The sequence below is a fragment of the Kitasatospora sp. NPDC002522 genome, from assembly GCF_053595195.1.
In genome coordinates this window covers 68604-88700 of sequence record NZ_JBSFXE010000012.1, presented here as the reverse complement: position 1 = coordinate 88700, position 20097 = coordinate 68604, and the positions used below count along the sequence as shown (strand labels likewise).

Below are 20097 nucleotides of genomic sequence, written 5' to 3'. Positions count from 1 at the left end.
GTCCGGACGCGCCCGGGGACTCTCGGCGCGGCGGCGTGTGACGGTACCGTGTGCGATGCACTGCCCCGCCGTCGTCGAGGAGCGTCCATGCCCGGCCCCGTCGCGTCCGGTCCGTACCGGCCCTGGGTCTCGGCGCTGTGTGCCGCGCTGCCGGTGCTGAGCCTGGGACTGCTCGGTCTGGTGCCCTCGCTGGTGCTCGCCGTCGGACGCCGCCGCCGGGTGGACGTGGTCGGCGCGGTGGTCTTCGGGGTGCTGCAGCTGGCGGTGTACGTGGCGTCCGGGCTGACCCCGCGGGGCGAGGCGCTGAACCTGGTGGTGGTCGGGGTCGCGCTGATCCCGCTCTGGCTGGGCGCGCCGGTGCACTTCCTGCTGATGAACCGTCGGCGGCACTGGCCCGCCGCGAAGACCGCGTACCCCTTCCCGGTGCAGCCCTATCCCGTCCCGCCGTACCCGACCCCGCCCCAGGCGTACCCCGCGCAGCCCTACCCCGGGCAGCCCGTCCAGCCGACCGGGGCGGCGGAGCTGCGCGAACTCGGCGAGCTGCTGCGGCGTCAGGCCGGGGACGGGCGGCCGTGAGCGAGCGGCGGACGGTCGACGGGCGGTACGCGCTCGCCGAGAAGATCGGCCACGGCGGGATGGGCCAGGTCTGGGCCGGCCATGACCTGCGGCTGGACCGCCGGGTGGCGGTCAAGCTGCTGCGCACCGACGCGATGCCCTACCCGGTGGCGCGCGGCGACAGCCAGGCCGAGCTGCTGCGGCAGCGCTTCCTGCGCGAGTGCCGGATCAGCGCCGGGCTGGAGCACCCCGGGCTGGTCAGCGTGTACGACGCCGGGGCGGACGGCGAGGAGCTGTACCTGGTGATGCAGCGGGTGCCCGGCCTGAGTCTGGCCGACCTGATCGCCGAGGAGGGCCCGCTGCCGGTGGCGCAGGCCGTCGCGGTGGCCGGGCAGCTGTGCGCCGCGCTGGCCGCCGTGCACGCGGCGCAGGTGGTCCACCGCGACCTCAAGCCAAGCAATGTGATGATCCGTCCGGACGGGCGGGTGGTGCTGCTGGACCTCGGCATCGCCGCCGCCCTCGACCCCGGCGCCACCCGCCTCACCCTCACCGGCAGCCCGATCGGCAGCCCCGCCTACATGGCCCCCGAACAGGCCCTCGCCGCCGCCACCGACCCGCGCAGCGACCTGTACGCGCTCGGCTGCATGCTGCACGAGATGCTGGCCGGCCAGGCGCCGTTCCCCGCGCCCACCGCGCTCGGCGTGCTGCGCCGCCAGGTCGACGACCCGCCGGTACCGCTGCGCGAACTGCGCGCCGAGGTGCCCGCCGGGCTGGAGGCGCTGGTGCTGCACCTGCTCGCCAAGCGCCCCGAGGACCGGCCCGCCGACGCCCGCCTGGTGCACGCCCGGCTGCTGCCCCTGCTGCCGGCGCCCGCCGCCGCCCTGCGCACCCGGCTGCCCGCCGTCCCCGACCCGACCGACCCGTACCGCTACCCGCACCACCCCGAACCCGCACACCCGGCGCCCGCCGCACCGCTGTCGGCCGCCGCACCCGCCGCGGTGCCCGCCCCCGCCGCACCGCCCGCCGCCGCGGCCCCCGGCCGGTACGAGAGCGGGTACGACGGCGGCCCGGAGAGCGGGTCCGAGGGCGAGACGCTGGCCCGGGCCTGTGCCCGGCTGTCCGACCTGGTCGCGGCCGGCCGGCACACCGAGGTGCTGGAGCTGGCCGGCCGGCTGCTGCCCCGGGCGGTCGCCGAGCAGGGCGAGGCCGCGCCGCTGGTGCACACCGTCCGGGCGATCCGGGCCCGCACCCTGCTGGCGACCGGCCGCTGGGGCGAGGCGCTGCCCGAGTTCCAGCGGCTCGCCGCGCACGCGACCGTCGAGCGCGGCCCGTACGACCCCGCCGCGCTCGACCACCGGCGGCACGCCGCCCGCTGCCTGGAGCAGCTCGGCCTGCCGGTCGACGCGCTCGCCGAGTACCGCGCGGTGCTCGCCGCCACCGCCCCGGACGCCGCGCACGGCACCGAACTGCGCGAGCGCATCGGCCTGTTGCAGGCCGCCACCGGCCACCCCGAGACCGGCTGGCAGACCCTGCTGGAGCTCCTCCTGGAGACCGAGCGCCGCCACGGCCCGCACCACCCCGACGTCCGACGCCTGCGCGGCCACCTCGAACAGCTCGGCGCGCAGCGCACCACCACCAACCCGTACGCGACCTGATCCGGGCCCGTTCGCGCGGGGGGTCTGGCACCGGACGGCGGGGCTCCCTATTGTTCGTCCCAGCCCCGCACGCCAGCGCACCACCGGAACGCACCCCCACCCGCCGGGAGGCCCCCGTGATCCGCACCAGCTCCGCCCGTACCCGCCGCCTGCGGACGGCCGTCGGCGTCGCGCTCGCCGCCGCCGCGCTGACCGCGTGCGGGACGGCGACGCCGCACCAGGGCGCCGCCGCGGTGGTCGGCGGGGAGCGGATCACCGTCGCGCAGGTGGAGTCCCGGGTCGCGGCGGTCCGCGCCGGCATGGGCCCGCAGACCGGCGCGAAGAGCAACGAGCCCGCCGGGCTGGCCCGGCACGCGGTCTCCGACCTGATCCTCGACAAGGTGATCGCCCGCGCCCTGGTGGACCGTCAACTCGCGATCAGCCAGAGCGAGATCGACGCCGCCCGGGCGGCCGACACGCGCACCGTGGGCGGCGAGGACCGGCTGGCCCAGCTGCTGCTCTCCCGTCAGGGCGTGCCCGCCGCCGGGATCGACGGCTACTACCGCCAGCAGCTCGGCATCGTGAAGCTGGCCGGCGGCCAGGACCCGGAGTCCAGCTCCGGCGACGCCGCGATCCGCAAGGCGCTGGCCACCGCGGGCACCGCCCTGCACATCGAGGTCAACCCCCGCTACGGGGCCTGGGACCCGGCGCAGATCGCGCTCACCGAGACCACCGAGGACTGGCTGCCGAAGAACGCCCAGCCGCTGTAGCGGCGGGGGTCGACCGCTTCGCACCCCGCGCGGCTTTCGCAGTAGGTTCGAGCCGTGGACACTCCCAAGCTCATCCTGCTGACCACCACCCACCGGATCGCGCCCGGCCTGCTCTCCTGGCCCGCCTGGCAGGCCCTGCACTCGAACCCCAGGGTGCTGCTCGGCGCCGCGGACCACCCGCAGCTGCCCGCGCTGCGGCAGGCCGGGATCACGCCCGAGCTGATCGAGCGCCCGAGCGCCCCCGCGCTGGCCCGGCAGCTGCTCGCCGCGGCCCCCGCGGTCTGGCTGGAGAGCCCGGACGGCGACCCCGGGCTGACCGACGCGCTGGCCCGGATCGCCGTCGAGGAGGCCGGCGCGCACCCGGAGATCGAGGTGCTCCCCGGCTCGTACGACCTGCCCGGCGCCCGGCTGCTCGACCTGGCCGCGGTGATGGACCGGCTGCGCTCGCCCGGCGGCTGCCCCTGGGACGCCGAGCAGACCCACGCCAGCCTGGTGAAGTACCTGGTGGAGGAGGCGTTCGAGCTGGTCGAGGCGATCGAGGAGGGTGACCGGGAGACCCTGCGCGAGGAGCTCGGCGACGTGCTGCTGCAGGTGTTCTTCCACTCGCGGATCGCCGAGGAGGACCCGGCCGACCCGTTCTCGATCGACGACGTGGCCGGGGACATCGTCGAGAAGCTGATGTACCGCCACCCGCACGTGTTCGGCGACGTCCAGGCCGAGGGCGCGGAGCAGGTGGAGGCCAACTGGGAGCAGCTGAAGGCCGCGGAGAAGCAGCGCGAGTCGGTGCTCGACGGGGTGCCGGGCGGACTGCCGGCGCTCGCCTACGCGGCGAAGCTGGTCTCCCGGGTGCGGCGGGCGAACTTCACCGCGGTGCCCGACCGGCCGTACCGGCTGCCCGCCGAGCTCACCGAGGAGTCGGCGGGGGAGCTGCTGCTGGCGGTGGCCCAGCAGGCCTACGACCGCGGCGTGGACGTGGACGCGGCACTGCGCGCGGCGGCCCGCGGCTACCGCCGGGAGGTGCGCGCCGCGGAGGGGCTGGAGGGCTGAGCCGGGCTGACGGCGGGTCAGCTCGCCAGGCGGGCCGGGTGGTCGGCGTCGGCGGGCTGCCGCTGCGCGGGGACGACCTCGCCGATCGCCTCGCCGACCAGGGCCAGCACCTCGGCCAGCAGGTCGAGGTGGCCGGGCAGTTCGGCGAGCTGGACGATCCGCTCGCCGTCCGGGCCGGCCACCGCGAACAGGTCGATCGGGCCGAGGTGCTTGGCGGCGGTGTCGACCAGGGCGGCGATGTCGCTGGGGCGGTGGACGTCGCCGGACACGCCGACCACGGGGCAGCCGGGGCGGTCGAGTTCGGCGGCGAGGTCCTCGGCGACCCCGGGGTGCAGGTCGGCGATGAGCAGACCGGCGGCCCCGGCGGCGGCGAACCGGCGGGCCAGGTCGGCCCCCGAGCCTCCGTCGAGCACCGCGATGACCACCACTGCCCCGGCTACCCGCATCGTCTGCTCCCCCTTCAGGGCGGACTCGGGCGGCCCGCACGACCGCCCGCGCTATGACTGTCGGAGGATGGTAGGCACGCCCATCCCCTCTGCAACAGGGATTACCCGCCAGGTGACCAGACTCACGCGGCGGAGCCTTTGGATACGGTCAAGACATGTCCCACACGCCCCACCCCACGCAGCCGGAACTCTTCACCTGGGAGTTCGCGGCCGACCCGTACCCGGCGTACGCCTGGCTGCGCCAGCACGCGCCGGTGCACCGCACCACGCTGCCGAGCGGGGTGGAGGCGTGGCTGGTCACCCGGTACGCGGACGCCCGGCAGGCGCTGGCGGACGCCCGGCTGTCGAAGAACCCGGCGCACCACAGCGGGCAGGCGCACCGCACCGGCCGGGTGGGCATCCCGGGCGAGCGGCAGGCCGACCTGATGACCCATCTGCTGAACATCGACCCGCCGGACCACACCCGGCTGCGCCGGCTGGTGTCCAAGGCGTTCACCCCGCGCCGGGTGGCCGAGTTCGAACCGCGCGTGCAGCAGCTCACCGACCGGCTGATCGACTCCTTCGCCGCCCGCGGCGAGGCCGACCTGATCCACGAACTCGCCTTCCCGCTGCCGATCTACGCGATCTGCGAGCTCCTCGGCGTGCCCGAGGAGGACCAGGACGACCTGTGCGACTGGGCCGGCATGATGCTGCGACACACGAAGCCGGGCCAGACCGGCGCCCGGCGCGGGGGAGTGGGCCGCGCGGTGAAGCGGATCCAGAGCTACCTGGCCGAGTTGATCCACCGCAAGCGGGCCGACCTCGGCGACGACCTGATCTCCGGTCTGATCCGGGCCAGTGACCACGGTGAGCACCTCACCGAGAACGAGGCCGCGGCGATGGCCTTCATCTTGCTTTTTGCGGGATTCGAGACCACCATCAATCTAGTCGGCAACGGCGTGTACGCACTGCTCCGCAATCCCGACCAACTCCAGCGCCTGCAAGCTTCGTTGGACCGCGGAGAGACCGGCCTGCTGGAGACCGGGATCGAGGAGCTGCTGCGATACGACGGCCCGGTCGAGCTGGCCACCTGGCGGTTCGCCACCGCTCCGCTGCGGATCGGCGGGGTGGAGATCCCGGTCGGCGACCCGGTGTTGGTGGTGCTGGCCGCGGCCGACCGCGACCCGGCCCGGTTCTCGGACGAGAACACCCTCGACTTGGCCCGGGCGGACAATCCGCACCTCGGTTTCGGACACGGTATCCACTACTGCATCGGCGCCCCGCTGGCCCGACTTGAGGGCCAGCGCGCGATCGGCAGCCTACTGACCAGGCTGCCGGACCTGCGGCTGGCCGCGGACCCGTCCGAACTGCGTTGGCGCGGCGGCCTGATCATGCGCGGTCTGCGCGACCTCCCGGTCTCCTTCACACCCCGCTGACGCCGTTTCGAACCGTCCGAACCCCCGTTCGCAGTGGCTGACGGCGCGTCGGACGGGGGCGCGCGCCGCACTCCCCACACGGACGAAACCGGACATATATGGATGCTCTGTGTACGAGCCGTAGAGGTTCGTGATTTCGGCGTGATGCCGGTGATATGAGCTTGTGATTGCCCGTCAGCTCTGCCTACTCTCCGATCTGCTCGCAGCAGCGGGCCCCGAACGCGGTACGCCGAGTCCTGTCCGCCGCGTCCTCGGGCCACCGAGTCATCGACCCGGACAGGAGCGGGGGAACCACGTATGACCGCCGCCGTCCCAGCGGCTAGGGGTGAAGCCGCCCGGAGGTGGACGCACACGCGTCCGTGACCACCGGGTGGCCGGGCCAGCCTCCCGGTCCGAACCCGACAGCTCACCTCGCAGGCGTGCGGAGAGGACATCCCATGGCAGTTACCGGTACCGGCCGTCACCGACGCAGTACCAAGGCCGAGAAGGTCATCGCCGCCGCCGGCGTGGTCTCGGTCGGCCTGGCCCTGCCCCTGCTCGCCGCCGCCGGAGCGGCAGCCGCCCCGAGCTCCGTCTGGGACCGCGTGGCCCAGTGCGAGAGCGGCGGCAACTGGAGCATCAACACCGGAAACGGTTACTACGGCGGCCTGCAGTTCAGCTCCTCCACCTGGCGCGCCTACGGCGGCGGCCAGTACGCGGGCCGCGCCGACCAGGCCAGCCGCGCCCAGCAGATCGCGGTCGCCGAGCGGGTCCTGGCCTCCCAGGGCCCCGGCGCCTGGCCGGTCTGCTCGGTGCGGGCCGGCCTCAGCCGCGGCGGCGAGGTGGCCGACACCTCGGACGACACCGTCTCCCGCTCGCAGGAGCGCCCGGCCGCGCCGGCCGTCAAGCCGTCCCCCAAGCCCTCGAAGCCCGCCGCCAAGCCGGCCCAGTCCGAGCCCGCCGCCCAGCCGCCGGCCGCGGAGACCCCCGCGCCCGCCGCCGGCGGCTACACCGTGATCGAGGGCGACACCCTCTCCGGCATCGCCGCGGCCCGCAGCCTCCCCGGCGGCTGGGAGCAGCTCTACCAGGCCAACCGCCGGGTGATCGGCGACAACCCGGACCTCATCCTCCCCGGCCAGGTGCTCGCGCTGTGACGCGCGGCGCCTGACGGTCCGTCCGCCCCGGGCGTGCGCAGGGCAGTTCGCGCCGTCCGGGGCCCCGGGCCTGCGGGCAATCAGGTGAACTACCAGTGAGTAGCGGTGCCACACCGTGAGACGAGGCCCGGCCGGACGTGGCCGCGGGGCGGTGTAGGGCTAGGCTCAGGTCGTAACGACCACACATCCGCTTCCGCTAGGAGATGCCTCGTGCCGTCCATTGATGTCGTCGTAGCCCGTGAGATCCTCGACTCCCGCGGCAACCCCACGGTCGAGGTCGAGGTCGGTCTCGACGACGGCAGCACCGGTCGTGCCGCTGTCCCGTCGGGCGCCTCCACCGGCGCGTTCGAGGCGCTGGAGCTCCGCGACGGCGACAAGAACCGCTACTTCGGCAAGGGCGTCGAGAAGGCCGTCCTCGCCGTGATCGAGCAGATCGGCCCCGAGCTGGTCGGCTACGACGCCACCGAGCAGCGGCTGATCGACCAGGCGATGCTCGACCTGGACGCCACCCCGGACAAGTCCTCGCTCGGCGCCAACGCGATCCTCGGCGTCTCCCTCGCCGTCGCGCACGCCGCCTCCGAGGCCAGCGACCTGCCGCTGTTCCGCTACCTGGGCGGCCCGAACGCCCACGTGCTGCCGGTCCCGATGATGAACATCCTCAACGGCGGCTCGCACGCGGACTCCAACGTCGACATCCAGGAGTTCATGATCGCCCCGATCGGCGCGGAGACCTTCTCCGAGGCCGTCCGCTGGGGCGTCGAGGTCTACCACACCCTCAAGGGCGTGCTGAAGGAGCGCGGGCTCTCCACCGGCCTGGGCGACGAGGGCGGCTTCGCCCCGAACCTGGACTCCAACCGCGAGGCCCTCGACCTCATCACCGAGGCCATCAAGAAGGCCGGCTACACCCCGGGCAAGGACGTCGCGCTCGCCCTGGACGTCGCCGCCTCCGAGTTCTTCAAGGACGGCGCCTACCAGTTCGAGGGCAAGGCGCTCTCCTCGGCCGACCTGATCGCGTACTACGCCGAGCTGGTCGCCGACTACCCGCTGGTCTCCATCGAGGACCCGCTGGACGAGTCGGACTGGGACGGCTGGAAGGCCATCACCGACGCGATCGGCGACAAGGTCCAGCTGGTCGGTGACGACCTGTTCGTCACCAACCCGGAGCGCCTGCGTAAGGGCATCGAGACCGGCACCGCCAACGCGCTGCTGGTGAAGGTCAACCAGATCGGCTCGCTCACCGAGACCCTGGACGCCGTCGAGCTGGCCCAGCGCAACGGCTACCGCTGCATGATGTCGCACCGCTCCGGCGAGACCGAGGACGTCACCATCGCCGACCTCGCCGTCGCCACCAACTGCGGCCAGATCAAGACCGGCGCCCCGGCCCGCTCCGAGCGCGTCGCCAAGTACAACCAGCTGCTGCGCATCGAGGAGATCCTCGACGACGCCGCGGAGTACGCGGGTCGTTCCTCCTTCCCGCGCTTCAAGGGCTGATCCGGCTCCCCGCCGAGCCTGTTGTGACCGGATGCCCCGGCTCCCACCGCGTAGGGTGGGGGCCGGGGCACCGGCATGCGCAGGAGGGGTGAGCAGATGGCCAAGTGGAGGATCCCGGGACTGGCGGCGCGACCGCGCTTCACCAGCCGGGCCACCGTCCTGGTCCTGGTGCTGTGCTCGCTCGTGGCGATACTCGCCTATCCCACCCGGCAGTTCATCGCCCAGCGCGAGGAGATCGCCGCCCAGCGGGCCAAGGCCGAACACGCCCGCCAGCAGGTCGAGGAGCTCCGCCGCGACCGGGCTCGCTGGCAGGACCCCGAGTACGTCAAGGCGCAGGCCCGGGAGCGGCTGCACTACGCGCTGCCCGGCGAGACCCCGTTCGTCTCGGTCGACCCGCAGCCCTCGCCCGGTGCCCGGCCCTCCTCCGCGGACGCCGCGGACACCGCCCGACCGAAGGCGCTGCGGCCCTGGTACTCGGTGTTCTGGGACTCCGTGGACACCGCCGCCGACGCCGCCGCCCCCGCCCCCAAGTCCCCCTGACGAACAGACCCCTGATGAGCAACCAGAACCCTCCCGTCTCCGAGCACGACATCGCCGCGATCGCCGCCCAGCTCGGCCGGGTGCCGCGCGGACTGCGCGCCGTCGCCCACCGCTGCCCCTGCGGCAACCCCGACGTGGTGGAGACCGCCCCCCGGCTGCCCGACGGCACGCCGTTCCCCACGCTCTACTACCTGACCTGCCCCAGGGCCGCCTCGCTGATCGGCACCCTGGAGGCGGACGGCGTGATGAAGGAGCAGACCGCCCGGCTCGCCGAGGACCCGGAGCTCGCCGCCGCCTACCGGCGGGCCCACGAGGACTACATCGCCCGCCGGGACGCCATCGAGGTGCTGGAGGGCTTCCCCAGCGCCGGCGGCATGCCGGACCGGGTGAAGTGCCTGCACGTGCTGGCCGGCCACTCGCTGGCGGCCGGCGAGGGGGTCAACCCGCTCGGCGACGAGGCGCTCGGCCTGCTGGAGGACTGGTGGGCCAAGGGCCCGTGCGTCTCCCCGGCCGAGGTGCAGGCCGCCGGTGAGCGGGTCGCCCGCAACCAGGCCAAGGCCCAGGACCACGAGGCGGTGATCGCCGCCAAGGAGGCGCTGACCGCCGAGCGGGCCGCCCGCAAGGCCGCCGCCGAGGACGCCGCCGACCCCGAGGGAGCTGACGAGTCGTGACCGCCATCCGGGTCGCCGCCATCGACTGCGGCACCAACTCGATCCGCCTGCTGATCGCCGACCTCGACCCGGCCACCGGGGACATCACCGACCTGGACCGGCGGATGCTGATCGTCCGGCTCGGCCAGGGCGTCGACCAGACCGGCCGACTGCACCCCGAGGCGCTGGCCCGGACCTTCGCCGCCTGCCGCGAGTACGCGGAGGTGATCGCCGGGTACGGCGTCGCCCCGGACCGGATCCGGATGGTCGCCACCTCCGCCTCCCGGGACGCCGAGAACGCGGCCGAGTTCACCGCCGGGGTCAAGGAGATCCTCGGCATCACCCCGAGCGTGGTCAGCGGCGACGAGGAGGCCCGGCTCTCCTTCACCGGCGCCACCCGCGAACTGCTCGGCGGCCCGCACCGCCCGCCGTACCTGGTCTTCGACCTCGGCGGCGGCTCCACCGAGTTCGTGCTCGGCGAGCGGGACGTCCGGGCCGGCTACTCCATGGACATCGGCTGCGTGCGGATGACGGAGCGTCACCTCGGCGGCGGGGGACGGCCGTCCGAGGCGCAGATCGCCGCCGCCCGGGCCGACATCCGGGCCGCCCTGGACACCGTGGCCCGGCACGTCCCGCTGGACTCCGGCGCCACCCTGGTCGGCCTGGCCGGCACCGTCACCACGGTCGCCGGGATCGCCCTGGAGCTGCCCGGCTACGACTCCGAGCTGATCCACCACGCGGTGCTCGGCGTGGAGCAGGTCCGGGAGACCGCCGAGTGGCTGCTGCACTCCTCGCACGCCGAGCGCGCCGCGATCCCCGTCATGCACCCCGGCCGGGTCGACGTGATCGCCGCGGGGGCGCTCGTCCTGCTGGAGATCATGGAGCGCACCGGGGCCCCCGAACTGCTCGTCAGCGAGCACGACATCCTCGACGGAATCGCCTGGAGCATCGCCTGACGGGCCCGCCCGGCCCGCCCGGCGGGCCCTCCCGGCGTGTCGGCGAAGAACCTTCGTGAATTTCTTCACATGGGGATCCAGCCTTTCGTCGCACTCCGGTGTCCGGTCCGTCCGATATGTGGGACCGAAGGCTCCGTCGGCGGGTTGCCCGTGGGATCGCAGGTCACCTGACGTTCACGGGGTGGAAATCGAATTCACACCCGGGAACCCGTGCGGTACGGGGATCGTTGCTGCTCAGCGAGGCCCTATCCGCCGGTCCGCTCACCGCGGCGGGCCGGCGGCGGTGAGCGCGCGCCGAGGCCGGGCGGATGTGGGCGCGTAGTGTAGCACCCGGTGTCCAGGACCTTGTGACGGGCCTCACGAATGGTGCGTCAGGTGGGGGTGGATACTTTCGGATATGAGCACCACGGAGCGTCCTCGCATCCTCATTGTCGGCGGTGGTTACGTCGGCCTGTATGCCGCGATGCGCATCCTCAAGAAGATGCGCTACGGCGAAGCGACCGTCACGGTCGTCGACCCGCGGTCGTACATGACGTACCTGCCCTTCCTTCCCGAGGCGGCCGGCGGCAACGTCGCCCCTCGCAACCTCGTCGCCCCGCTGCGCAGCGCCCTCAAGAAGGCGGAGGTGCTCACCGGTCACGTGACCGATGTGGACCACGCCCGCAAGGTCGCCACCATCCAGCCCGCGGCCGGCGACTCCTACGAACTGCCCTTCGAGTACCTGGTCGTGGCGACCGGCTCGGTCTCCCGCACCTTCCCGATCCCGGGTCTGGCGGAGCACGGCATCGGCATGAAGACGGTCGAGGAGGCGATCAGCCTCCGCAACCACGTCATGGCGCAGCTCGACAAGGCCGAGTCCACCGCCGACGAGGACGTCCGCCGCAAGGCGCTGACGTTCGTCGTCATCGGCGGCGGCTTCGCCGGCATCGAGACGATCGCCGAGATCGAGGACATGGCGCGCGACGCCGCCAAGATCTACAAGACCGTCAGCCGTGACGACATGCGTTTCGTCGTGGTCGAGGCCGCCAACCGCATCCTCCCCGAGATGGGCCCGGACCTCGGTCTGTGGACCAAGGGCCGGCTGGAGGAGCGGAACATCGAGGTCTACATCGAGACCTCGATGGACTCCTGCGTCGACCAGCACGTGGTGCTGAAGAACGGCATGGAGTTCGACGCCTCCACCATCGTGTGGACGGCCGGCGTCAAGCCGAACCCGGTGGTCTCGCGCTTCGGCCTCCCGCTGGGCCCGCGCGGCCACGTCGACACCAAGCCGACCCTGCAGGTCCAGGGCTTCGACTACGTGTGGGCGGCCGGCGACAACGCCCAGGTCCCGGACCTGGCCGCCGGTGAGGGCGCCTGGTGCCCGCCGAACGCGCAGCACGCCGTCCGTCAGGCGGCCGTCCTCGGCGACAACGTCGTCGCGGGCATGCGCGGCTTCCCGCAGGCCGAGTACAAGCACAAGAACCTCGGCGCGGTGGCCGGCCTCGGCCTGCACAAGGGCGTGGCCATCCTGTTCGGCAAGGTCAAGCTCAAGGGCCGCCTCGCCTGGTGGTTCCACCGCGCCTACCACGGTGCGATGGTCCCGACCATGAACCGCAAGATCCGGGTCTTCACCGACTGGACCCTGGCGATGTTCCTCAAGCGCGAGACGGTCGGCCTCTCCGAGATGGAGAAGCCCTTCGACGCGTTCCAGGAGGCGGCCGGCCCCGCGCCGAAGCCCGTCGTCGCCCAGGCCGCTCCCGCCAAGGAGCTCGCCGCCAGCAAGTAAGCGACCAGACCCGCCCCACGCGGGTACGAGTCGGAGGCCCTCCGCCCGGCAGCGCAGCCGGACCACGACCTCCGTGGTGCTCAGCCGGTTGCGTCAACCGGGCGGAGTACAACAGCAGTTGACGAAGGCCCCACCGCCCCCGCGGTGGGGCCTTCGGGCGTCCTCAGGCCTCGCCGTCGGCGGCGGTCCGGTCGGTGAGCCGCTCGTGCCGCTGCCGGGCCGCCTGCGGGGTGCCCAGGCCGAGGCCGAACGCGATCTCCTGCCAGGTCATCCCGCGCCCGCGCGCCATCTTCAGCAACCCGGCCTCCAGCTCGTCGAGTTCGGCCCGCACCAGCGGCAGCAGGGTGAGCGCCGCGGTGACGTCCGCCCGGTCGACCTCGGGCTCGCCGTCCTCCGCCAGCGCCGCCCCGCTCAGCAGGAACGCCACCAGCCGCACCGCCTCGTGCGGCCCCACCATGGCCTGGTTCACCTGGCGCCGCCGCTGCTGCTCGGTCGCACCGTGCCGCCCGGCGATCCGGAACAGCGAGGCGTACACCCGCTGGGCCCGGGCCTCCTCGGCCTGCGGGGGAGCGAACGGGTCGGTGGCCGGTTCGGGGTTCTCGGTCATGCCGTCCAGCATGCGCAGCAAACGGACCGACGTCAACGAATTCTTGTGAACACTTCGTTCAACACTCGCGCATCCGAGCGGTCACAGCAGGTCACTACGAGTGCACATGGGAGTGCCCAGAGCCGGACTCGAACCGGCACGGCCTCTCGGCCAAGCAGTTTTAAGCTGCCCGTGTCTGCGTTCCACCATCTGGGCCTGGGGCACGGCGAACTTGAGGCTGAGCCTAGTCGGCCGGTCGGGGGTTTCGCATATTTCCCGGGCCGGAAGTTGTCATGCTTCCATGCCATCTGACGAAGCGTCCGCACTTTCGGCCACGGCTCGACGGTTCTCGGCCACTCGCCGCTCTCAGGGCCCGGGTCATACCGCAGGAGGAGACGTCCGCGGTGCTCGTACGCCTGGCGGGGGTGGGCCAACCGTTCGGCGGAGCGACGAGGAACCATGATCGTCGAGGCGAGGATGGGATAGCGGTCGGGAACTCCTCCCGACCGCCCACCACACCCCGCCCACCCTCTCCGGACAGGAGTCCCCACCGTGAGCACCTCGACCGCGTACGCAGCCCACACCGGTCTGGCAGCGGCCCGCGCCACCGGTCTGAACAAGGTCTACGGCGAGGGCGAGACCCGCGTCGTCGCGCTCGACGACGTCTCGGTGGCGTTCGGGCAGGGCGAGTTCACCGCCATCATGGGGCCCTCCGGCTCCGGCAAGTCCACCCTGATGCACTGCATGGCCGGCCTGGACACCGTCTCCTCCGGCTCCGCCACCATCGGCGACACCGAACTGGTCGGGCTGCGCGACAAGCAGCTCACCCGGCTGCGCCGGGACAAGATCGGCTTCGTCTTCCAGGCCTTCAACCTGCTGCCCACGCTGACCGCGCTGGAGAACATCACCCTCCCGATGGACATCGCCGGGCGCAAGGTCGACCAGGCGTGGCTCGACCGGGTGGTGGAGACGGTCGGCCTGTCGGGCCGGCTCTCGCACCGCCCCTCGCAGCTCTCCGGCGGCCAGCAGCAGCGCGTCGCCTGCGCCCGGGCGCTGGCCTCCAAGCCGGAGATCGTCTTCGCCGACGAGCCCACCGGAAACCTGGACTCCCGCTCCGGCGCGGAGATCCTCTCCTTCCTGCGCAACTCGGTCCGCGAGCTCGGCCAGACCGTGGTGATGGTCACCCACGACCCGGTCGCCGCCTCCTACGCGGACCGGGTGGTCTTCCTCGCCGACGGCCGGATCGTCGACGAGCTGGTCGCGCCGACCGCCGACACCGTCCTCGACCGGATGCGTCGCTTCGACGCCAAGGGCCGCACCAGCTGACGCCGGCAGCTGACGCCCGCCGCGCCGGACCGACCCGACCACCCCAGGACTGACCCCATGTATCGCACCGCACTGCGCAACGTGCTCGCCCACAAGGGCCGACTGCTGATGACGGCACTGGCCGTCATGCTCGGCACCGCCTTCGTCGCCGGCACCCTGGTGTTCTCGGACACCGTGGGCCAGGCCATGCGCAACAGCTACTCCAAGAGCTTCAGCGACGTCTCCGTGCAGGTCGCCGACCACAACGCGGACGGCGACCGGCCCGCCAAGGACCCGGGCGACAAGGCCGCCAACACGCTCACCGACGCCACCGTCAAGCAGCTCGCCGCGCTGCCCGGCACCGCGCACGCCCGCGGCGTGGTCTCCGGCTTCACCGGCATCGCCGACAAGAAGGGCAACCTGCTCGGCGAGGCGTGGAACTCACGCGGCGTCAACTTCGCCCCCGACGCGAGCGGCCAGGACTCCCGCTACCCGATGGCCGAGGGCCGCGGCCCGCGCGCCGCCGGCGAGATCGCCATCGACGCGCAGGCCGCCGAGAAGGCCGGCTACAAGGTCGGCGACACCGTCCGGATCGCCGGCAACGGCGCCGCCGTCAACACCACCCTGACCGGCGTCTTCACCACCGACGACCCCGAGGTCAGCTCCGGCGGCACCCTGGTCCTGATGGACACCGCCACCGCCCAGCAGCGGCTGCTCACCCCCGGCCAGTACAGCGCGATCGTGCTGACCGCCAAGCCGGGCACCACCGAGACCCAGCTGCTCGACCAGGCCAGGAGCAAGGTGGCGGAGACCAGGCAGGTCGCGCTGCAGACCGGCCAGGAGCTCAAGGACGAGCAGACCGCGATGGTCGCCAGCTCGGTCAGCGGGATGAAGACCATGCTGCTGGTGTTCGCCGGCATCTCGCTCTTCGTCGGCATCTTCATCATCGTCAACACCTTCACCATGCTGATCGCCCAGCGCATCAAGGAGTTGGCGCTGCTGCGGGCGGTCGGCGCCAGCCGCGGCCAGGTCACCAAGTCGGTACTGGTCGAGGCGCTGGCCATCGGCGTGATCGCCTCCGTCACCGGCCTGCTGGCCGGCATCGGGATCGGCGCGGGCATGCAGGCGGCCCTGCACGCCGTCAACTCCGGCCTGCCGACCGGTTCGCTGGTGATCGCCCCGGTCACCGTCATCGGCACCCTGGTGGTCGGCGTCGTGGTCACCGTGCTCTCCGCGCTGCTGCCCGCGATCCGCGCCTCCCGGATCCCCCCGGTCGCCGCGATGAGCAGCGGCGAGCAGCCCACCTCCCAGCGCAGCCTGGTGATCCGCAACGCGATCGGCGGCGTGATCGCCGGCGGCGGCCTCGGCCTGATCCTGGCCGGCGCCTTCCAGAAGGGCAGCAACGCCCAGCACATGCTGGAGTTCGGCGCCCCGCTCGCGCTGATCGGCATCTTCATCCTGCTGCCGCTGCTGTCCCGTCCGGTGATCGCCCTGGTCGGCCCGCTGCTGGCCCGGCTGTTCGGGATGCCCGGCAAGCTGGCCCGGCTGAACGCGGTGCGCAACCCGCGCCGCACCGCCACCACCGCCGCCGCGCTGACCATCGGCCTGACCCTGGTCACCGCGCTCACCGTGATCGGCACCTCGGTCAACTCGGCCGTCGCCAAGGCGGTCTCCGGCTCCATGAAGGCCGACTACTCGGTCAGCATGGCCAACGGCCACCCGGTCTCCACCGACCTGGTCCCGCTGGTGGCCAAGGCCTCCGGGGTCACCGCGGCCAGCGCCGTCACCGACGTCTACTGGGACATCGAGGGCAAGAGCCGCGCCGTGCAGGGCTTCGACGCCGCCGCCTTCGATCAGGTGGTCTCGCTCGACCTGCGCACCGGCACCACCGACGCCCTGAAGCAGGGTCAGATCCTGGTCAACGACGAGGTCGCCAAGAACCTGAACCTCGCCGTCGGCTCCACCGTCAAGGTGAACTACGACGACCGGAGCACCGGCAGCCTCACCGTCGGCGGCGTCTTCGAGCGCAACGACAACCTCTCGCCGATCGTCGCGCCCAACTCCGTGATCTCCCAGCACGAACCGGACCCGTACGTGGAGCGGATCCTGGTGAAGTCCGGCGACGGTGCGAGCGCCGCCGTCAAGCAGTCGATCAAGGACGCCACCGGCAGCAACCCGGTGATCAAGGTCGACACCAAGCAGGACATGGCCGACGACTTCAGCCGGATCATCTCCACGATGCTCAACATCATGTACGGCCTGCTCGGCATGGCGGTGATCATCGCGATCCTCGGCGTGGTCAACACGCTGGCGATGTCGGTGTTCGAGCGCAAGCGCGAGATCGGCATGCTGCGGGCGATCGGCCTGGAGCGGCGCGGCATCAAGCGGATGGTCCGCCTGGAGTCCGTGGTGATCTCGGTCTTCGGCGCCTTCATCGGCATCCTGCTCGGCTGCTTCCTGGCCTGGGCCTCGACCCGGATCCTGGCCTCCGACCTGAAGGGACTGACCACCGTGATCCCCTACGGCAGCGTGCTGCTCTTCCTCGCCCTGGCCGCCCTGGTGGGCGTGGTCGCCGCCCTGTGGCCGGCCCGCCGGGCGTCCCGGATGGACATCCTCGCCAGCATCAAGACCGACTGATCCACCGTCGGCACACGCGAGCCGCCCGCCCCGGAGCACTCCGGGACGGGCGGCTCGCGCGCATCGGGCTCAGCGGGTCTCGACGACCACCTTCTCGATCACCACGTCCTGGACCGGGCGGTCGTTGCGCGGGTTGGTCTCGGCGGTGGCGATCGCGTCCACGACCTTCTGGCTGGCCTCGTCGACCACCTCGCCGAAGATGGTGTGCTTGCCGGTCAGCCAGGTGGTCGCGCCGACCGTGACGAAGAACTGCGAGCCGTTGGTGCCCGGGCCGGCGTTGGCCATCGCCAGCAGGTAGGGCTTGGTGAAGGCGAGGTCGGGGTGGAACTCGTCGGCGAACTTGTAGCCCGGGCCGCCGGTGCCGTTCCCGAGCGGGTCGCCGCCCTGGATCATGAAGCCCTCGATCACCCGGTGGAAGACCGTCCCGTCGTACAGCGGCGCGTTGCTCGGCTGCCCGGTGTTCGGGTCGGTCCACTGCCGCTCGCCGGTGGCCAGCTCGACGAAGTTCTTCACCGTCTTGGGGGCGTGGTTCGGCAGCAACCGCACCACGATGTCGCCCTTGTTGGTCTTCAGCGTGGCGTACAGTTCCTCGGCCATCCGTGCGCACCTTCCTGAGAGTCAGTCAGTTCCGGGCCCACCCTGCCCGGTCGCGAGGTGTTCAGGTAATCCTCCTCGCGGCGTACGCGGAATACTTTGCCAAGACATTACCCTTGTGGTCTGTGTGGGTGGTTCCGTGCCGCCCCGGAGGGAATTTGAGATGAGAAGCAGCAACCCGGTCTTCTCGCGGGAGGGGTCCTTCACCCGCGACAACCAGTACGCGGGATTCGGCACGCAGGCGGCGCCGCCCCGCGCGGGCGACCCGTACGCCAACAACCCGTACGGCAACAACCCCTACGGCGGCCAGCGGGCCGCCACCGAGCCGCTGACCGACCAGCAGCTCGCCGAGATGTACGGCGCCCCGTCCGCCGGCCCGGCGCAGACCGGCCGGATGACCATGGACGACGTGGTCGCCCGGACGGCGATGACGTTGCTGACGCTGGTCGCGGCCGGCGCCGTGGCCTGGTTCACGATGCCCGCCGAGAACTTCGCGGCGGCCGGGATCGCGGCCTTCGCCGCGTTCGTGGTCGGCATGGTGGTCAGCTTCAAGCGCAGCGTGAACCCGGCGCTGATCCTCACCTACGCCGCCCTGGAGGGCTTCTTCCTGGGCGCGATCAGCAAGGCGTTCAACACCGTCTGGCCGGGCATCGCGATCCAGGCGGTGCTGGGCACCACGGCCGTCTTCGCGGCCACCCTGATCGCCTACAAGAGCGGCCGCATCCGGGTCACCCCGCGGTACGCCCGGATCGGCATCACCATCGCGATCGGGTTCCTGGTGCTGATGGTGGTCAACTCGGTGGCGCTGCTGTTCGGCGCGGACATGGGCCTGCGCTCCGGCCCGCTGGGCATCGTGGTCGGCCTGATCGCGATCGCGCTCGGCGCGTTCTTCCTGACCCTGGACTTCGCCTCGATCGAGGAGGGCATCCGCGGCGGCGCCCCCGAGCGGGAGTCCTGGCGGGCGGCCTTCGGGCTGACCGTCTCGCTGGTCTGGATCTACCTGGAGATGCTGCGCCTGATCGCCATCCTGCGCGGCGACGACTGATCCGCGCGGTGACGCGGCGGCGGGCCCCCGGGGAAACGGTTCCCCGGGGGCCCGCCGCGGGTCGGGATACCCTCGGCTCCATGTCCGAGCACCCGCCCGCCCAGCCCTCCACCGCGCAGCCGACCCCGGCGCAGCTGACCGCCGCCGTGGACCGGCTCGCCGACCGCTTCCGGGCGATGCCGCAGAGCCGGCTGCTGGGCGCGGTGCCGGGCCACCGCTCGCGCGCCGCCGCGGCGTTGGCGCTGGCCCGCCGGTTCGCGGAGGTCGGCCGGGCACTGGAGGGGCTGGCGCCGCTGGACGTCCCGGACGCCGGGGCGTTCGCGGTCGGCGACCAGATCGCCGTCACCGGCCACGACCTGGCCGCCGCCGCGGCAGGCCACCCGGAGCAGCTGGCCGCCGCGCTCGCGGACCTGGAGCGGACCGAGACGGCCGTCGCCTGACCGGCGCCTGACGGATCGTCGGGAACGCCGAACGGGGCGCCGACCGCGCGGGCAACCCCTTGCCGCGCGGTCGGCGCCCCGTTCGGTGGGACGGCGACGGGTCAGATGGAGGCGACCACCCGGTCGGCCAGCACGTAGACGGTCTCGTCGTCGGTGGAGAAGGTCAGCGAGTAGGAGCCCGAGAACCGGGAGCCGCCGAGCAGCCGGACGTCCTCGCCGGCCCGGACCGCGTCGATCAGCCGGTAGGCGGCCTCGCGGTCGCCGGGGGCGACGCACAGCGTGGTGCCGTCGGCGAAGGCGTACACGTCGAGGGTGCCCAGCGGGCCGGGGCGGACGTCGGTGAGCGCGATCTTCTCGTCGGCGAGCGCGGTCAGCCGGTCGTCGGTCCACTCGCGGGACGGGGTCGGGCTGGGCACGAAGTCCGGGTGCGAGGGGTGGCGGCGCGGGTCCGGGGCGGTGGCCGGCTCGGGCTCGGTGTCCAGCAGCCCGGCCTCCAGGCCGGTGGCCAGCAGGTCGGCCTCGCGGCGCGCCTTCACGTCGCCGGAGTCGACCGGGACGGGGGCGCCGCCGCCCTGGGACGGGTGCCGCAGGCCGCCCTCGGCCGAAGTCGGCGCGATCGGGCCGTCCTTGATGAGGTCCTCCAGCGCGTTGCGCAGCGCCTCGCCGAACTCGGGGTCCATCACACCGCCGTTGTCGGCCGCCTCCTGCGGGCCGGTGGGGCGGGGGAAGAAGATCGGCCACTCCTCGCCGATGGTGGTCAACGGGCTGTCGAACAACGGGGAGTCCTCGGCGGCGCGCGCCTCCTGCTCGGCCCAGAACGCCCGGGCCTCGGTGATCTCCCGCTCCCGGTCGACGGCCAGCGCCTCCGCGACGGCGCGGCGTATCAGCGCTTCGTCGAGCTGCGGGGCGGGCCGGGGTGCGTCCAACTTCCGCGCCAGGGTGCGCAGGTGGAGCAGGACGCCGGCGGTCAGGGCGATCAGGACGATCAGCAGGGAGAGGTAGACGACGCTCACGGAACGTACTCCCAACGAGGAGCGGAACGGGGTTACGTCTCCACACTGCCGTATCGACGGCCGTTACTGCAG

Annotated in this window: 18 protein-coding genes, 1 tRNA gene, 1 pseudogene and 1 riboswitch; of the genes and pseudogenes, 15 read left to right on the top strand and 5 right to left on the bottom strand. The window is 72.7% G+C overall.

The genetic code is table 11. From position 1 onward, the window contains the following. The first annotated feature begins 87 nt into the window (after positions 1-87). The 4 genes from ACWD4U_RS13000 to ACWD4U_RS12985 all read left to right on the top strand — a co-directional run bounded on the left by ACWD4U_RS13000 (position 88) and on the right by ACWD4U_RS12985 (position 4006). On the top strand, positions 88-576 hold the full coding sequence (locus tag ACWD4U_RS13000) for a hypothetical protein (RefSeq protein WP_363451913.1): 489 nt from the start codon (positions 88-90) through the stop codon (positions 574-576). Then, complete coding sequence (locus tag ACWD4U_RS12995; protein ID WP_363451911.1) at positions 573-2210, top strand: serine/threonine-protein kinase; 1638 nt, start codon at positions 573-575, stop codon at positions 2208-2210. The genes ACWD4U_RS13000 and ACWD4U_RS12995 overlap by 4 nt, the downstream gene beginning before the upstream one ends. Positions 2211-2326: 116 nt before the next feature. Beyond that, positions 2327-2959 (top strand): SurA N-terminal domain-containing protein, encoded by a 633-nt coding sequence (locus ACWD4U_RS12990; RefSeq protein WP_363451909.1) that lies wholly within the window; start codon positions 2327-2329, stop codon positions 2957-2959. Between the two features lie 54 nt (positions 2960-3013). Next, entirely contained in the window at positions 3014-4006 is a 993-nt protein-coding gene (locus tag ACWD4U_RS12985) for a MazG family protein (protein ID WP_363451907.1), read from the top strand. Positions 4007-4023: 17 nt separating this feature from the next. On the opposite strand, the gene ACWD4U_RS12980 is transcribed toward ACWD4U_RS12985, so the two are convergent. Continuing rightward, on the bottom strand, positions 4024-4452 hold the full coding sequence (locus tag ACWD4U_RS12980; protein WP_363451906.1) for an SDR family NAD(P)-dependent oxidoreductase: 429 nt from the start codon (positions 4450-4452) through the stop codon (positions 4024-4026). A 155-nt stretch (positions 4453-4607) separates the two neighbouring features. On the opposite strand from ACWD4U_RS12980, the gene ACWD4U_RS12975 reads away from it, so the two are divergent. The 7 genes and pseudogenes from ACWD4U_RS12975 (at position 4608) to ACWD4U_RS12945 (ending at position 12405) form a co-directional block, all read left to right on the top strand. Next, on the top strand, positions 4608-5867 hold the full coding sequence (locus ACWD4U_RS12975) for a cytochrome P450 family protein (RefSeq protein WP_363451904.1): 1260 nt from the start codon (positions 4608-4610) through the stop codon (positions 5865-5867). 247 nt (positions 5868-6114) lie between these two features. Then, positions 6115-6301: riboswitch (cyclic di-AMP (ydaO/yuaA leader) on the top strand. 3 nt (positions 6302-6304) lie between these two features. Continuing rightward, positions 6305-7000 (top strand): transglycosylase family protein, encoded by a 696-nt coding sequence (locus tag ACWD4U_RS12970; RefSeq protein WP_363451902.1) that lies wholly within the window; start codon positions 6305-6307, stop codon positions 6998-7000. A 210-nt stretch (positions 7001-7210) separates the two neighbouring features. Further along, positions 7211-8491, top strand: a complete 1281-nt coding sequence (gene eno / locus ACWD4U_RS12965; protein ID WP_363451900.1) for a phosphopyruvate hydratase — start codon at positions 7211-7213, stop codon at positions 8489-8491. A gap of 96 nt (positions 8492-8587) precedes the next feature. Then, positions 8588-9031 carry an FtsB family cell division protein gene (locus tag ACWD4U_RS12960; RefSeq protein ID WP_363451898.1) on the top strand — a complete coding sequence of 148 codons (444 nt, stop codon included), beginning with the start codon at positions 8588-8590 and terminating at the stop codon, positions 9029-9031. A 41-nt stretch (positions 9032-9072) separates the two neighbouring features. Continuing rightward, positions 9073-9564: pseudogene (locus ACWD4U_RS12955) on the top strand (DUF501 domain-containing protein); the annotation flags it as partial. 134 nt (positions 9565-9698) lie between these two features. Further along, entirely contained in the window at positions 9699-10637 is a 939-nt protein-coding gene (locus ACWD4U_RS12950) for a Ppx/GppA phosphatase family protein (protein WP_363451896.1), read from the top strand. Between the two features lie 397 nt (positions 10638-11034). Further along, positions 11035-12405 carry an NAD(P)/FAD-dependent oxidoreductase gene (locus ACWD4U_RS12945; protein WP_363451894.1) on the top strand — a complete coding sequence of 457 codons (1371 nt, stop codon included), beginning with the start codon at positions 11035-11037 and terminating at the stop codon, positions 12403-12405. A gap of 163 nt (positions 12406-12568) precedes the next feature. On the opposite strand, the gene ACWD4U_RS12940 is transcribed toward ACWD4U_RS12945, so the two are convergent. Then, the gene (locus ACWD4U_RS12940; protein WP_363451892.1) at positions 12569-13012 is read right to left on the bottom strand and encodes a DNA-binding protein; all 444 of its coding nucleotides are present in this window, start codon (positions 13010-13012) and stop codon (positions 12569-12571) included. A gap of 113 nt (positions 13013-13125) precedes the next feature. Beyond that, a tRNA-Leu gene (locus ACWD4U_RS12935) sits at positions 13126-13207 on the bottom strand. Between the two features lie 336 nt (positions 13208-13543). On the opposite strand from ACWD4U_RS12935, the gene ACWD4U_RS12930 reads away from it, so the two are divergent. Both ACWD4U_RS12930 and ACWD4U_RS12925 read left to right on the top strand, forming a co-directional pair. Then, a complete protein-coding gene (locus ACWD4U_RS12930) occupies positions 13544-14317 on the top strand; it encodes an ABC transporter ATP-binding protein (protein WP_363451890.1) in 774 nt (257 codons plus the stop codon). A 57-nt stretch (positions 14318-14374) separates the two neighbouring features. Further along, the gene (locus ACWD4U_RS12925) at positions 14375-16933 is read left to right on the top strand and encodes an ABC transporter permease (RefSeq protein ID WP_363451889.1); all 2559 of its coding nucleotides are present in this window, start codon (positions 14375-14377) and stop codon (positions 16931-16933) included. Positions 16934-17002: 69 nt separating this feature from the next. Here ACWD4U_RS12925 and ACWD4U_RS12920 read toward each other — a convergent pair whose 3' ends face one another. Then, a complete protein-coding gene (locus ACWD4U_RS12920) occupies positions 17003-17530 on the bottom strand; it encodes a peptidylprolyl isomerase (RefSeq protein WP_363451887.1) in 528 nt (175 codons plus the stop codon). Between the two features lie 160 nt (positions 17531-17690). Between ACWD4U_RS12920 and ACWD4U_RS12915 the strand changes: the two genes are divergently transcribed. Both ACWD4U_RS12915 and ACWD4U_RS12910 read left to right on the top strand, forming a co-directional pair. Continuing rightward, positions 17691-18572 (top strand): Bax inhibitor-1/YccA family protein, encoded by an 882-nt coding sequence (locus tag ACWD4U_RS12915; RefSeq protein WP_363451885.1) that lies wholly within the window; start codon positions 17691-17693, stop codon positions 18570-18572. Positions 18573-18652: 80 nt separating this feature from the next. Continuing rightward, the gene (locus ACWD4U_RS12910) at positions 18653-19012 is read left to right on the top strand and encodes a hypothetical protein (RefSeq protein ID WP_449787181.1); all 360 of its coding nucleotides are present in this window, start codon (positions 18653-18655) and stop codon (positions 19010-19012) included. 101 nt (positions 19013-19113) lie between these two features. Here the strand turns inward: ACWD4U_RS12910 and ACWD4U_RS12905 are convergent, their stop codons facing one another. After that, positions 19114-20025: a hypothetical protein gene (locus tag ACWD4U_RS12905; protein ID WP_363451883.1), complete on the bottom strand. Its 912-nt coding sequence runs from the start codon at positions 20023-20025 to the stop codon at positions 19114-19116. Positions 20026-20097 lie beyond the last annotated feature (72 nt).